The sequence below is a fragment of the Bradyrhizobium sp. URHA0013 genome (assembly GCF_000518345.1).
Taxonomy (GTDB): Bacteria; Pseudomonadota; Alphaproteobacteria; order Rhizobiales; family Xanthobacteraceae; genus Bradyrhizobium.
The window spans coordinates 1-15,123 of the sequence record NZ_JADK01000013.1; the positions used below are offsets into that span (position 1 = coordinate 1).

The 15,123-nt window shown below is 56.7% G+C and carries 9 protein-coding genes and 2 pseudogenes; 6 read left to right on the top strand and 5 right to left on the bottom strand.

The features are described from left to right. Together N551_RS35780 and N551_RS0118185 are read right to left on the bottom strand one after the other, a co-directional pair. A pseudogene (locus tag N551_RS35780) lies at positions 1-203 on the bottom strand (IS21 family transposase); the annotation flags it as partial. A 368-nt stretch (positions 204-571) separates the two neighbouring features. Beyond that, positions 572-2,146, bottom strand: coding sequence for a winged helix-turn-helix domain-containing protein (locus N551_RS0118185; protein WP_027568126.1), 1,575 nt, complete (start codon positions 2,144-2,146; stop codon positions 572-574). Positions 2,147-2,304: 158 nt separating this feature from the next. Here N551_RS0118185 and N551_RS37130 point away from each other — a divergent pair, with 158 nt between their 5' ends. From N551_RS37130 to N551_RS39545, 6 genes are all read left to right on the top strand, one after another. Beyond that, complete coding sequence (locus N551_RS37130; RefSeq protein WP_081747878.1) at positions 2,305-2,547, top strand: DUF1127 domain-containing protein; 243 nt, start codon at positions 2,305-2,307, stop codon at positions 2,545-2,547. A gap of 233 nt (positions 2,548-2,780) precedes the next feature. Then, entirely contained in the window at positions 2,781-2,981 is a 201-nt protein-coding gene (locus N551_RS0118190) for a hypothetical protein (protein WP_027568127.1), read from the top strand. A gap of 1,463 nt (positions 2,982-4,444) precedes the next feature. Next, complete coding sequence (locus tag N551_RS38105) at positions 4,445-6,103, top strand: hypothetical protein (protein WP_155809780.1); 1,659 nt, start codon at positions 4,445-4,447, stop codon at positions 6,101-6,103. A gap of 59 nt (positions 6,104-6,162) precedes the next feature. Next, complete coding sequence (locus N551_RS37135; RefSeq protein ID WP_245287808.1) at positions 6,163-7,191, top strand: TAXI family TRAP transporter solute-binding subunit; 1,029 nt, start codon at positions 6,163-6,165, stop codon at positions 7,189-7,191. Positions 7,192-7,746: 555 nt separating this feature from the next. Beyond that, positions 7,747-8,241 (top strand): hypothetical protein, encoded by a 495-nt coding sequence (locus N551_RS0118210; RefSeq protein WP_027568129.1) that lies wholly within the window; start codon positions 7,747-7,749, stop codon positions 8,239-8,241. 1,963 nt (positions 8,242-10,204) lie between these two features. Further along, positions 10,205-10,384 (top strand): NAD(P)-binding protein, encoded by a 180-nt coding sequence (locus tag N551_RS39545; protein WP_305803830.1) that lies wholly within the window; start codon positions 10,205-10,207, stop codon positions 10,382-10,384. A 759-nt stretch (positions 10,385-11,143) separates the two neighbouring features. Here the strand turns inward: N551_RS39545 and N551_RS0118225 are convergent. The 3 genes and pseudogenes from N551_RS0118225 to N551_RS35790 all read right to left on the bottom strand — a co-directional run. Beyond that, positions 11,144-11,467, bottom strand: a pseudogene (locus N551_RS0118225) (recombinase family protein); the annotation flags it as partial. Between the two features lie 76 nt (positions 11,468-11,543). Continuing rightward, positions 11,544-11,732, bottom strand: a complete 189-nt coding sequence (locus N551_RS37140) for a hypothetical protein (protein WP_081747880.1) — start codon at positions 11,730-11,732, stop codon at positions 11,544-11,546. A 1,752-nt stretch (positions 11,733-13,484) separates the two neighbouring features. Continuing rightward, entirely contained in the window at positions 13,485-13,733 is a 249-nt protein-coding gene (locus tag N551_RS35790; RefSeq protein ID WP_155809781.1) for a hypothetical protein, read from the bottom strand. Positions 13,734-15,123 lie beyond the last annotated feature (1,390 nt).

Sequence of the window (15,123 nt, forward strand, 5' to 3'; positions counted from 1 at the left end):
AACCCGTCGAGTTCTGCTGCCCATCGTCCCAGCTTCGGCCGCGGCTGGACAACACGCTCGTACTCGAATGAGGTCTCTCCCGATTTCAGAACCTTCCGGACTGTGTTCCGCGACACCTTCAGGTCACGGGCGATCTCCTTGATCGTCTTGCCCTTGATGAAGTGCTCGCGCCGTATCCGGGCGATTGTCTCCACGATCAGCATCCCCGACCACCTGCTTCATGACGAAGCAGGCAGCGCAACAGACCAACCTGTAGGGGGTCAATTTTGGACGCCGATCCCCCGGCTTAGGGGGTCAATATTGCAGGCCGAATGACAGTGGTTCCTGAGGTCGCCGTGATAAAGGAGCCGAACCGCGCCGGCCGGACTATGGTATGGAAGCACTATATCGATGGCCATCCGCGCGTTCGCTCCTTTCTGCCCGGCAGCATGATCTGACGCCGGAATTCAATGCAGGCAAGTCGGAGGTGAGCGAATGCCATGATCATATGCAGCGGGCCAGAACCGAACGCTCAAAGTGCGCGGTCATGGGAATTGAATGAGATCAGCACTTCCCGAACAACCGTACGGAATTAGGGGGGCAGGCCCATGATACGACAGGCTCGCGCAATCTTTTCGAGGTGCTCCGGCCTGTAAATTCTAGCAAGCTTGGGAACGAGCGCGGAAACACGGACAGCCGGCCTCGCTTCCGTCAGGCGTGCTCCGATCATCCGGGCGTCCTCGACCCTGCCAGACAAAGCGTGACATGCCGCCAGAATGAATTGAGCGATGAGATAATTGGGCCGGTGCAGCACAGCCGATTTGGCCCAGGATGCCCCCTCCTCGTATCGATCTGTCAGAAAATGCCCACACGCTATTCCGGTTTGCATCAGAAAGAGGAACGGATCCATGGGACTTAAACGCACCCCGGCATGAAATTGCTTGAGCGCCTCCTCGACATTGCCGCGGCGAATGTGATCCCAGCCGATAGTATACCGTGCAACAGCCAAATTCGGATTGAGCTCGTGAGCCTGGAAAACAAGGGTTATGCCCTCGTCGAACTCATACAGTACGGCGGCGATAGCCTGCCCGACCCTCACAAGGACAGTTGGGTCTTCCTTATCGAGTTCAATTGCGCGCCTCGCCAGCCCTCGCGTCTCATCGCGTTCCTGATCCGCATCGACCGTCCAGCCGAAGACCTTTCGTTGCAGGCAGCAATAAGCCCCCAGTGCGTATGCTGCGGCCAATTCGGGATCGATCTCGACGGCAAGGCGGGTCAGTCTGAGGGCTTCAATGTTTTGTTCGCGAGTGAATTGATAGAAGCTTGAGAGTGCACGAAGATAGTAATCGTAGGCCTGAAGATTTTCGGTTGGCTTGCGTTTTGCGCGCTCTATCTCGGCCCGCTCCAATTGAGGAAAGAGTGCGCCAATCACGCTGTTGGTCACTTGGTCCTGCAGATCGAAGATATCGCTGAGTTGGCTGTCGAAGCGGTCCGCCCAAAGATGGGCCCCGGTCGTGGCCTCGATCAACTGTCCGGAAATGCGAACTCGATCGCCGAATTTGCGCACACTGCCTTCGAGAACGTACCGAACGCCTAGCTCGCGCCCGACCTGCCTAATGTCGATAGGCTTGCTCTTATAGCTAAAAGTAGATTGTCGCGCGATGACGAACAGGGATTTGGACCGAGAAAGGCCAGTGATGATGTCCTCGACCATGCCATCGGCGAAATACTCCTGCTCTGGATCCGAGCTCAGGTTGATGAATGGGATAACGGCGAGCGAGGGCTTGTCGGGAAGGGTGAGGGCAGGTTTAGCGGTCTCCCTTTGGAATGCGTTTACTGCCACCGTTAGGGCTCTGTCGGTTTCCTGCACCGTACCGATAAAGCGATAGCCCTTCCTCGGCAGCGTCTTGATCAGACGCTGGCCCTCCCCGGAATCGCCAATTGCGGATCGAGCCGCATTGAGCCGGGTCGTCAGCGCGGCATCGGACACGCACCGCCCCTTCCAAATGGCGGTGATGAGCTCGTCCTTGCTAACCACGCGCTCGCGGTTGCGGATGAGATGGTCGAGCAGGTCAAAGGTCTGTGGCGCCACGGCAACGACGTTTGTGTCGCGGTATAGCTCGCGGCGGCCGCAATCTAGTTCATAATCTTCGAAGAGATAGCGCAAGATGCGAAATCCCTGTAGCCGGTCGCCGGTTGGAGCCGGCAACAAATCGGAAGTAAAGAATAAGCTGGCTGTAAGGAAAATGTAAGCAGCACGTCAAGCGTGTTGGACAAAATCTTGGCAGCTTATCTGGGTGGAAACAAGGCACCCAGGATGCTGCAATGAACACGATTTATCAGACAACGGGCTTGGTCCAGACGACATTAGCGCAGCCGAGCAATGTGGGCCCGTCCAAGAATTGTTGGACGGCCTTTCAGGAATGGCGAAAATGGGATCGGCTGCGGCGCAATCTTTGCAACCTGAGTGATCGGGAGTTGATGGATATCGGGATTACGCATGGCGAGATCGACTACGTGACCTCAAACCGAAATACTGACCCGCGAGGCATACGATCGGCTGAATGATGTCGACGGCCGGCAGCGATGGACGGTCCTCGGGAACTGGTCAACGCGAGCCGCGTCGCGGCCCAGGCACCGACCTCCGGAATGGGTCACGGGGGACTGCGACACGCGGCCGGCTCGATGTCCGCCATGAGTATCGAAGCGGAAGCTGGCCGGCTTGGTATCTCCAGCGCTTCTGGTTCACTAGATTCCGCGCATTTTCCGCAAAGCTTAACATGCCTGAATCCCCAAACTTCATGTTCGACACGGAAACCACCGCGCTTTTGCGCGCGGTCCTCGATGAAGTCTGCGAAAGCGTTTCGCACCGCGAGATCGGAGCGCGGACTCACGTCGCGTCGAAAATCCTGGAGGCCGCCACCAGAGGCGAGGTTTCGGTCGATGGCCTCAGGCAGGTCGGCCGCGACGCCCTATCCCACGCACCCACGATGTGGCGCTGATTGATCCGGAGGGAGAGTGTCCAGGTAACTGTCCCCAAGATCCTGGTAAGCCATCCGGGTGGCTTTGCCCTTATGAGGACCTCAAGCGCGACTTGGCCATGCTGGCGACGAGTGGCCTCGAATGGGCGGACCGGACCAAGCGCCTTGCCGCGCGGCTGCCTGATGTCGACATCTTTTCCCACGGCCTGGTCGTACGCAGCAGCGGCGAATGGCAGATCACGGCCAAGGGACGGGCGGCGCTCGAGTTCATTGAAGCTCGCCCCCTGCGCCCGAACCGATCCAGGCGCCTTTGGTCGAGGAGGCTCCGGCTGCGATAGTCGCTGCGACGCAGGTTCCTCCGCTGCGGCAGCCCCCTGACCGTGCAAAGCGGCGGCGCGAACGCCGCGAACGGCTGCGCAAAGCGCGAACGCTCGAGGGCGAACGCCTCCTGAAGTCTCCTACAGAGCCGGCGAGGCGCGAAAAGAGGAGGATGAGAGCCCTATCGCCAGCCGCGACCGCTCCGCCGGCCTTGACCACGCCCAGCACCCCGCATTTGAATGAGGGCCCGTTGCCCGTGGATGTCCTTTCGGTGGAACGACGCTGCTATCGAGGTTACAGGCGATGCCGCCCGCTGCCGTCACATCGCTTTGCCCTCAATGCCGAGGAGCAACGGCCATAAAAAGAGTTTGGCTGCCTGCCTTCCGCAGTGCTCCCCGGTTTCAGCCGTCCAGCACAATCGCAAGGAGGCGCCGGTTCCAAGACACACGCCGGTTCGGGGCCGCGCGCTAGACGGCCCCAGCTTGATCGAATTGCAGATGAAACCAGAATCCACGGATAGCCCCACATCAAAAGAGTTGACGAGGTCAGCTTGTCATAATTCGGACCCCCGAAGCAAAGCCGGTCTTGACCGACGCCACAGGCCGGCCATTCCATTCCATGAAGTAGCTCTTTGCAATGCCGAGCCGGGCCCACCTTCTAAGGTGAAGCAGCCTGGCCGGCAACGGAACTGGCGTCTGAAGCAACGCTTGCCGTTTTGATGAGCGAACCAGCCGCCGCTGGAATTGTGTTTACCGAACGCGACGTTGAATTTCGGAAGTGGCCAGCGAAGGCGTACGTCCCTACTTGGATGAAACCAGGGGAATTGACGGTCAAAGGTTGGAAGATTGGGAACTGACGTGAAGTTCGATAGCGAAGGCGGGGTAAGAACTCCGACCAGTACTCCTCAGCAGTTCCGACGTGGGAACTGTCGTTGAGAACTCCGTCTCCCGAGCAAGATCCCTTGATTGTCGATCGAGATCGCCGACCCACCGGTCAATTGGTTTGCAATCTCAGCTTAAAGAGGGATATGATTTAATTTATTAAATTATGAGCCTGAGGCTCCTCGCCAAAATAAGTCATAGATCAATCCATTCTTGCAAACTACCCCCAACCTCTGCTGGAAAATTGGAGAAGAAACGCAACTATAAATTTTGGATGAGTCTTTCATGCGCAACGCAATTGGGACTGCACCTAAGAACCAAGAACCAATTATTATTGAAGACGAAGTGACGGAGGCTTTCGAAAAAGTCTCTTGGTCCTCTGCCGGTTACTGGGCCAACGAAAGTGGAGAGCCAACCGAAATCACGCCGACACATTGGCGGGCCTTACCCTTATATCTACGTGTCCAGAACCCTGATCTCGACACCAACTTGGATGCGGATCGAACCAGACTTGATTTCTTGGTTGGTCAAGTTTCGACACGCCTCCATCCTGCCGAGCGATGTTCGCGACGACCGCGACGATGGATCTTTCTGGCGATAGCGATAGGTGTAGGGGGCATCGCCCTTGGCGCCCATCCGGACATCCGATCTTCTCCGTACGTTCAACATTCAGCAGCGCGACTATCCGATTGGCGCCTCACTTTCCAGAAGGCTTTAGCAAGCCTATTCCAGCGAGACGGCCGCAAGCCACTGCCCCTTGAAACGCCTCAGCAGAGCACAACGTCGCAAGACTCAATCAGGCGGTCTGCACTAGAGGACGACGGGATCGCGAAATCAAGTACGCACCTCACGATGGCTTCCGACTTCCAACGACAACAGCACGAAATCGCCGCCCTGAAAGAGCAGCTCGATGCCGCCCGCCGCGACGTTAAAGTAATGGCAGCCCAGGCGAGCGAGCCCAAGCAACGCGTCGATCAACTCAACAAGGCAATCGAAGCGGCTCTTGCTCAACTGCAACAGCAACGTCAGGCTGCAGATGCGTTGACAACCGAATTGAATGTTGCTCACCGCAATCTACAGACTAACGTCGAGCAATTAGCCGACTCCAAGAAAAACGCCGAAACAACAGCGTCAGAGCTTCGACGAGAGCAGGGAAAGGCAAAAGCGCTTTCAGCCGAGCTCTCAAATGCACGCAGTGAGTTAGAAGGTATATCAGCGCAAGCACGCAGGGCGAATGAAGAGACAGATTTCCTTAAAAGCGCAAAGGAGTCGATAACGACCGATCTGCAACAGGAGCGCCAAAGAACTGTGGCGCTGACAAATGATGTTGTCGAAAATCTGGGAAAGTACGAGAGAGCCAACTCGGAGGCAACCGAAGCGCAAAATACAATAACGAAGCTTGCCGCCGAGCTTAAGACAGAGCGACAAAAATCTGCTGCGTTAGAAACTCAAATAAATACCGCTCGAAAGGACGCGGCAGCGCAATCTAGGAAAACAGGGGAAGCCCCTTCCGCAAACAATTACTCAGATCGAAAAGCAACGCAAGTTATCGACTCCGAGAATGTCCCTCCAACGACATCCTCATTCCCTTCCAGCGCAGAAGCAGGCGAGGCGACTTCGGCGGGCTCGAAAGCTATCCCAACGCAACCGCGCGCCCCGGCCCAACCAAACGTCAACCCCGAGGCCTCGCGATTGCTAGCACGCGCTAATGGCCTGCTCTTACAAGGCAGCATTACTGAAGCCCGGATTGTTCTTGACCGAGCCGCCGAAATGGGGAGCGCTCAGGCTAGCTTCGTGATCGCGGAAACCTACGACCCGCATATTTTATCAAACTGGAAAACGGTTGGCACTCGGCCAAATGTTGCAGCAGCACGCGAGTTTTACTTGAAGGCGGCCGCTGGCGGCGTCGTGGAGGCGAAGAACCGGTTGGAATCGCTGCGATAGCGACGCACATGCAAGTTTGGCCGTTTGCATGTTTTGCAGATAAATTTCGGGAGATACTAGTGCGTAAGTTTGGTTTTTCAGCATCGCGCGGCACCTGCTTCATGGGAGGCGTTTTGCTGGCAATTGCGGCGCTTTTTCCCAATCGCAGTGAGACACAAACTGCAACAGCCCCTTCGAAACTCAATTCGCCACAGTCATTGAGTGACAGAATGAACACGTGGTCAGTTGGTCTCGCCGGCGGCCAGCTCGAAGGCGCGCCAATAAGGTTTGCAGCGGAAATTGCCCGAGTCGTGGATGACGGACCGAATATGCTTGTGTTGCCGATTGTCACGCGAGGACCCGTAGAAAACCTAAATGCACTCCTAAAACTTCGAGGCGTCGATCTCGCGATTGTAAATTCCGATGCACTTGAAGAATACAAGGCCCAAGTTCCCGATATCGCTAAGCGCGTCGTTTACGTTTTAAACTTATTTCCTTCGGAGCTTCATATCTTTGTCCGACCGGAAGTAAAGAGTCTCCAGGATCTCGCGGGCAAGAAAGTCAATTTCAATACGTTCGGAACAGCTGCAGCTTATACCGGGCCCCTCGTGCTCAGTCGGCTCGGCATTGATGTTGAAAAGACTTTCATTCCCCATCCCGTCGCGCTCGAACAGATGCGCAAAGGAGAGCTGGCTGCAGTGGTCTTTATCACGTCCAAACCGATCGACGCATTCGTTCGAGGACGCTGGGATCCCGGCTTTAAATTTCTGCCGGTTCCCTACGATAGCAAGTTCGAAGACTACTACCTACCATCCGCACTAACCGCCGCGGATTATCCCAACCTAATCAAGCAAGACGAAAGCGTCTCTACTATCGCAGTCCCGGCCGTCTTGCTTTCCTTCAATTGGCCCGCCAACTCAAACCGCTATCAACGTGTCTCTCGGTTCGTGGATTACCTCTTCTCCCGGATCGATCGATTGCAGGCACCTGGATTCGATCCAAAATGGAAATCGATCAATCTCGCAGCAAGTGTTCCAGGAATGACTCGATCGCCCTCGGCGCAAATGTGGCTTGATCGACAATCGCGCTCCCAGCGTACACCGCAATGAACACGCGGAACGCATCTTCAGTTCTAATGGTTCTCGTCCTCACGGGCGGAAGCCTGCGTGCAGAGGAAATAGGATTGCAATCCATTGGCAATTGGGTCGTCAGCGAAACCAACTCGCCGCTGGACTACACGCCACTCATTGCCGCAATAAACCGCCCCAGAGATGGAGCGACAGATTCGGCTCAGCTCTTGCTCCGTTGTCGGACTGGGCGAACATCGCTCGCTTGGAACCTGTTCAAGCTTTCGGAAAACGACCGAGACTACACAATTTTCTATAGCGTTAACAACTCCGGGCTCTTAGTCGCAGGAAAAGGCACACGGGCCGCCGGCAATGAAGTTTTGCTCCAAGGCGATGCCGAGCGAATTCTTCGGTCGCTTCCCGATGAGGGCGACCTAAACTTTAGGCTCGTAACGCGCTCAGGCTTGGCGGTTGAAAGTACGTTCGCCCTTCATGGGTGGGCAATCGTGAAAACAAAGCTGGCGGCAGCCTGCCGTTGGCTTCCGGTATCAACGCATCCCCGCAATTGATCAGACGATTTGTGACCTGGAGTTAAAGATGACAAAGCTTGTGAAGTTTGCGTCCTCAATTTTGTTGGTGGCACTAATGACCGTGACATCCGCGGTCGCCAAGGAACAGAGATCAACGTCTGTCCTGACCCCCAAGAGCAGTGCTTTGGCAAAGAAGCAGCATCGACTTATCTTGCAAGTTAATAGTAACGATCCAGCGATGATGAACTTGGTCCTCAATAACGCCACGAATGTCGTCCAGTACTACAAAGACGCAGGGCAGACCGTGGCCATCGAGATCGTTACGTTTGGGCCAGGCCTGCATATGCTCCGGGACGACACATCACCGGTAAAAGGACGAATTGAGGTCCTAGCATTGAGCTCGCCCGAAATTTCCTTTAAGGCGTGCGGTAACACTCAGGAGAATATGAAGAAGGCGGAGCTAAAGGACATCCCCCTAATACCGCAAGCACAGACGGTGAGTTCCGGCGTCGTAAGAGTTATTGAATTACAAGAGCAGGGGTGGTCGTACGTAAAGCCGTAGGCGGCATTTCTTAAGCTTGGATCGCACATTCTCTTTCGCGAACCTCGTGGTTGACCCGCTGTGCTGAGGCCGCTGACGCCTCGGCAATGTCGTTGAAAATCTCCGCAACCCAGTCCCCCAGCGCCGCGCACACTTTCGAGATTGCGGCCCCTTACCGAATGGGTCAATACCTCGCTAAGATCTCGAAATGGAGATTTCAGCGCTATCGCGTGGCTTTTTGCAGCCGAACGCCTCCTACATTGATCATTCGAAGTATACCCCCGTCCCCGGGGTCGTTCCACAGCTTGCATTGGAGTTGTCGCCCCTGTGGTGAGCCTCAAGTATCCGGCTCGGGCAGCCTGTTCGGGAGTTGGAAAGCAACTTGGATCGAAGCGGCGCGATCGAGCGACGAGAGAGACATGCACCTTGTTATCAAGTGTGATTGCGAACGTGGGCAGACCTGCTGACGAGAATGTCGCCTCCAAGGTCTCAGGCCCCTCACGCGATAAGAAAACGCCAATCTCAGCGCAGCACCCGACTTCGATGCCAAGGACTGCAGTATTCCTGCGCGATCTGTCATCGAGTGGACCTGCGCTACAATAGTGGCCGGTAGTAGAAGTGAGGCGGCGTGAACAGACCCTAAGGATTGTTCCTGAGCAAAGCATGGCCCGAAGGAAAACAGGATAATAAGTGCTGCGGTAGTCGAATAATTGGGCATCTGGTCACTTGGAAAAATCAGGCACGAGCCAGACCACATCAGGATGGAAAGCGCAACGGTCCGTAGAGTGAGCCATTGGAGTGCGAGCCAGCCCAGGCGGCACTCTCCCTCAGCACATATGGTTCAGATTAATGACTAATTGCTTTGTAATTTGGATCATATTGCCGTTGCTCAATGGCCCGCTATGATGCCTTCACCGGGGCTGGCTCCATATTTTACTTAGACCTTTTCCACCCGGTTTTTTTGACCGCGCTGGGTCGCAGCAGTCCCCCCTGCTGCGACCTACGCTCGCCGGGGGCGCCCATGGATTTCTCAAACAACGATCGCGACACGCTTCGTCTGGTCAGTGCTTTCAAACAGATCAAGAGCCGAGGCACACGTCGCGCAGTTCTCCTGCTCCTGGAGGAGCTGGTCCAGAAGGATGGCGTAACCTCAAATGCCGATCGCAAAGGCCATTAGCAGCGATGTGGTGGTGGTTAGCTGCATTCGTTCTGCTGCTCGTTTCGGGAGCAGTCGCGCTGATATATTCTGCCTTCACTGCTCTGCCCGAGGATGATCAGGTGTTTCCCTTCGACGAGTGAATCAAAAGCCCCGCCGACCTTGGCGGGAGTTTGAGACTTGAAGACCGGCGACCGGGGCTGCCGATCGCCACTGGAGATGCTAACATGACTGGTTAGCGGCGTTGTAAATGCCCCTAGGCGCGCAAGCGAGCCCACCTGAGCCGCTGGAGTGCCCATAGAGCCTGGATCAGGCGCATCAGGTTGTCACCACGTCGTCATGATGATGAGGCCGGTGATGGCCGCTCCACGACCTGTCGGCGCTTCATGCCGCTCGGCCCGTGCAGAAAGCGCCGGTAGTGTTCAACCCGACCGATGAGGCGCTCGGGCGGAGCTTCGTCCGTAAGCACTGAGAACGGGCGTCGATCGCGTCGAACTCCGACCGGCGCGCGCAACTCTCTAGCCGGAGCGTGAGCGCAACGAGATTGTCGGCTAAAGCGAGGCTTTGTGCGACCGCGCGATTACCGACCGGAGTCCGGCCGCCGATCTCACAAAGTTACGTTTGCCTGCATCAGCCTCAGCTCCAAATTGTCACCTTCGCTTACTCTTTGGGGAAGAGCCGAAAATCACCGAGGGCACAAGGAACGCACTTTAACATGTGTAGTTTTGTGCCGATTGATTTCGTGAAACGATCTCATCTTTGGCCGGGATTCTGCTAGTGATTGCATATGGCCTTGATGGCCTCACCTCAAACAACGCTGACGTGACGGTGATCGGGGCAGGTCCCGCCGGCATCACGCTCGCACTCGAGTGTGCTCGGCTTGGGAGGTCGGTCCTGTTGCTTGAAAGCGGCGCGAAGAGCCGATCGTACGAAACGCAACAACCAACTCTCCTCCGCGAGGATAATCGAAACAAGCAGTCACCACGACATGGCGGCTTGCATTGCTAGACGCTTTAGCGGGACCTCAAACCTTTGGGGCGCGAGGTGCCAGCGACTCGATCCTATCGACTTTACAGCACGGCCAGGGATCGACCCGAAATGGCCTATCGCGTTCAATGAACTCCTTCCATTTTACGAAGCCAGCTGTACGTACGCTTCGTGTGGTGAGCCGGCCTTCACCGCTGCCGTAACGAATGACGTGCTTCACGACCGCACGCTGGTCGATTCTCATCGGCTAGAGCGATTTTCCGACAAACCGAGATTTCAAAGAGCCCACTGAAGGTCGCTATCATCTTCGCACATCGATGTCCGTCTCAATGCGACGGTAGTTGAGTTCGTCCTTCGAGAGAATGGATCGATTGGAGAAATCGTCGTGGCCGGACCTCGTCCGGCATAGCCTGCGGAGGACTCGAAAGCGCTAGGCTACTACTAACGATTCAGCGCAAACAACCGGCCATAGCATGCCACATCCGCGTCCTCTCACCACATCAAAGGTTAAGGGGGACGCGGCAGCACTATCTGCCGCAAGGTCGCGGCCACCCACAGCAGGTTCTCCCAGTCGTCGGATTGCTGCGCAAGGGCAGCCGGTGCTCGATCCGATCAGCACGATCTTCGCCCAAAGCCCCGCCGCAATCTGCGGCGGCTTCAGTTCGTCTGCCGCCGGGCTCGCCAAGCCGGTCTTGCCGTGATTGATACGGTACCTGTCAACTTCACGCCTTCTCCGTTCATCGCGGAGTGTATCCAATCTCTATTCCTTGAACGTGCAGCTATCCCTGCCTGACGGCAGGTGAACTCACAATAGGCGCTTTCATCGACGTCCTGCAATCGCCCCCATCGGCTCACGTCATAGACGAGAATGTGATCGAACTCGGCCCGGCCGCTACGCACGTCGTCAATTAGCTCGATCAACTCGCGAAGCTCGATCCGAAGACCACTTCGGCCTTCGTCCGTATAAGTGCGAACGATTGTGAGGTCATGCTGCGCGGCATAGACAGCAATGGCGGCAGCCTGGTTCTGAGTGGAGAAATGCTGGTGGTCCGTTGACATCCGGACGTATTGGGCCGCCCGCCCCGCATTTGTCGGCGACAGCAGATCATGCGCACCTCCGCTACAAAGCCGCTCCCCTTCCGTTGGCGCGATCACCAGGGAAATGAAAAGCCGTGCTTGCTCAGCCACCCAAGCACGGCTGAGCAGGAGAGGGAAACAGTCCGCCCCACAGCCACGAGCGCCAGCGCGCCGCGCTGATGGAGCGAAGATACAGGAGCGCTCCAAGCAAGGTTCCGTAGTTTCTTCTGAAGTCGCCGTTGAGCTTGGCAATCTTCGACAGATCGCAAGAAGTCTCGACCTCGTCGGCCAATCGCTGGCCTCCCAATGGTTAGAGCCAGCACCCTATAACACCTGCTTTGCCCGACGGCTCAAGTCAAAATTCGGCAATATCGAATTTAATGTTTTGAGGCAGAAGTCTCTCTTGACCAAGCCGGGGCGCACATTCTCCAATACCTCCAGCTCTATGCAGACGTTCTAGCGACGGAGAAAAGGCCCGACAGCGTGAACCGACCGGCTCTGAGTTGTTGACAGCCAGACACCTAGGCACGAAGCTTGCTCCCATTAGACGTCGCCAATCTTGCTTTTCTACTCTAGATTTCTTGTATCCATATGGAGGCACCGTGACCGACGAGAAAATCGCCCGTCTGCGCGCTCATGACAGTAACATCAGTCGATATCGACGACTGCTTAAAACTAATCTCTCAGACCCTGAGCGCCGGTTTTTGGAACAGCGCCTGAGCGAGGAAAGGTCGGCAGTCGAGAGCTTGGCTCATCCTGCTCCCACCTCACGGGCTGAGCACGGCCAGTCAGTCTGAGTTCGGCGCTTTCGTTTGGGCCCCGTATGTCACCCCGCGATGGGCAGTATCTCGCGCGTATTTAGAGCTACTAGCAATGGATAATTTGCGACGTACTTACGATGCCGCTTTGATGACGGCATGCGCAGTCAACGTCTATACACGAAATGGGCCGGATATTATCCGCCCCGCAGCCCCGCTGAGTGGTTGGCTGACGGGCATGTGACATGCGGCATAGTGTCTGAACGGGCCGCTACGATCCCATGGTCGACGTACGGCTTGATACGCTCCCGCACAGGATCAGCGGTGGTCGTGCGTAGGCTTGCGCCTGGTCTGCTCAGCACGCGGCACCGCAGGATCTGTGCATATCGTCCCGAACTGGCATGACAGTCGCGGGCAAGTCAGGCCAAGCATGGGCGCTTGAGTTTTGATTCCAGCGATGAAGCACGTCACCGATCGCCCTTTTGCCGCTCCACAAGCAGCAGCCCGTAAGCTGATCGAGCTCGCCGCCAGCATCGATCCGGAGTAGGATGGCCGCATCATCCAAATTGAGAAGATCAACAACCCCTTCCTCTCGACGCTGAAGGGGAGCGGCACGGAGTTCGGCGCCGGCATCAGGTGCGCTGTCGAAAAGAGCTGGCTCGAGCTCCACGAAAGCGGGACCTATGTGCGCCTGCTGACAACTGGCGATGGTCCGTTCGGTCAATAGATCAGCGTTAAGGAGAACCACGCCGCGAGTGACGCGCAGACACAAATTCCAAGATAAGGCAATGCAAGGCACATCGGGCTTATCCCTCCGAAACGCAAATATGAGTCATTATGTCATGTTTGGACGACGAATGCTACTGGCTGGCTGGCGGAGCGTCCCCGGCCTAACCTACCCAAGACCCTCCAGACGGGCCGTCTCTCCTTCGATGGAGGCCGCGTCTAGCTTTGCTCGGTGGATCGTGCGGCTAATTCCCGGCCCAGCTCCTTCAAGCGGCTGCCGATCCAATTGCGAGTACCGGCCTAGGCCGCGCGCGATGCAGCGGGAACATCGCATCCACCGAACCGTTGATGCCTGCTGGTTCCCCTCCGCAACAGCCATCCGCATGCAAAACCTGATTTCGGTGTCGATCCTATTAGTGGGTTTAGCGCTCGCTCTCCTGGGCGCGTGGCTTCTTTGGGGGCCACTGAGCGTGCTCGTTGTTTCTGGCGCAGCACTCTTCGCATATGGCCTGGCCTCGATCGATTAGGAGAGGCCGAAGAGGCCTCCCACTGAGGGCGCGTTAATGCTCCTTACGGAGCTTTTTGATGAGTTCCTTCTGGTCCTCGATGTGCTCTTGCACGGCCTGCCGGGCTTCATCCTCCCGGGTGGGCTGGGGCTTGGGCTGCGGCGGTTCATTGTTACTCACGCATAGAGCCTTAGAACAAGACAGGCCGCTGCGAAAATCAACTTGGGCTACCATGGATAGGAACAGGCCAGCACCCGGAACGCCAGCAAACAGGGAAAAGCCGCAGCGTGGTTCCAGCGCCACTGCGGCATTCCCGGACAACTTGAAATCGGATGGTATTTAAATCGCGCCGGTGTTCTCACAGTAGAACACCCCGTTCCGAAATGGAGTCGGTAGAACTACCGGAGTCCGCTGTTCTACCGATTGTCGTTAAAGGGCGGAGATGACATCGCTCGCTCTCCAACCCCCAATGCTGCCGGCTGCCGGCTGCCGATCCAATTGCGGATTGGAGCGCCGAGAGTGCCAGGCCGGAAGAAAAACCCGCCGACCTTGTGAGCCGACGGGGAGTTGGAGATAGCGAGAGGCGGACACCTATCGCTTCGCCATGTGTAGCACAGCAGCCCATCCACACGCCGGCGCACTCAACTCAACCTTAACGACTTAAGAATAATCTCGGTCGCTGGGACGGGGCCGTGGGGGACATACGCGGCCTTGTGCTTGTGGTTGAGGGCCTGCCAGCTCAGCCAGCCCCGGCGGGCCCTCCCACACCTTGATGCACGTTAAGCCTGCCGCCGATTGTGAACTAGATCATATTGCAACGGAGGAATGTGCGGTACGATTATTTTACCGGGGCTGGCTCCATATTTTACTTAGACCTTTTCCACCCGGATTTTTTTGACCGCGCTGGGCCGCAGCAGTATCCCCCTGCTGCGGCCTTCGCCGTGCCGGCTGCGGCCCTCTGGATAACGGCATGGTGAACGAAACCGTTTGCCGCCTCGCGCGAAGCACTCCCGAAATGGTCCGGGTCTAACCTCCATTCATTGACGAGGGGCTTTCAAAATGATCACGCTCAAAGCAATTGCGCTTCTTGTCGGTGCCGGGTGTATCCTCGCAGTTTATTCGGGTGAGTTGGGTGCTGACGTGGTTCTCGCCATCGTCTCTTGCTTCTCGTAGCGAAAAGGCCCGCCAGCGTAAGCCAGCGGCCCGTGTCGGTCGGGTCTACCAGGCGGCGAAGCGCTTGCCGCAGGTCGTCTGCTTCTTTGCCGCCCATAAATTCGAGGAGCAGATGACGGGCCATCATTGTATCCCAGTCGGCATCCTTGTCGGTATCTATGCAACACGCAACGAGCACTTCAAATTTCGCTCGTCTGCCGTCTGCTGTGCGCGTTCACCAGCTCTTCAATTTCGTCATGGTAGGGCTCGGTGAGCTTAACCAGACGCTCGTGCTCTTTGCTTTCAGCGTCTGGGTGATGAAGTTCCAGTGCTGCTTGCTTTCCATGTCTGGCCGAGTCAGGCTGAGGGCCTTGTTGGGTTACCGCTGGCGGTCTGCGGCGTGGTCCGGAACGTGCAGGCCAACAATTCTTATGATGCATCTCTAGCCACCGACAAGGACTGCTTGGCCCGCTTAGGCGCAACCGGCCGTGAGGAGGCTCAGAGGTCGGCGATGGATACTGATGTCGAACCTTCAGCGCAC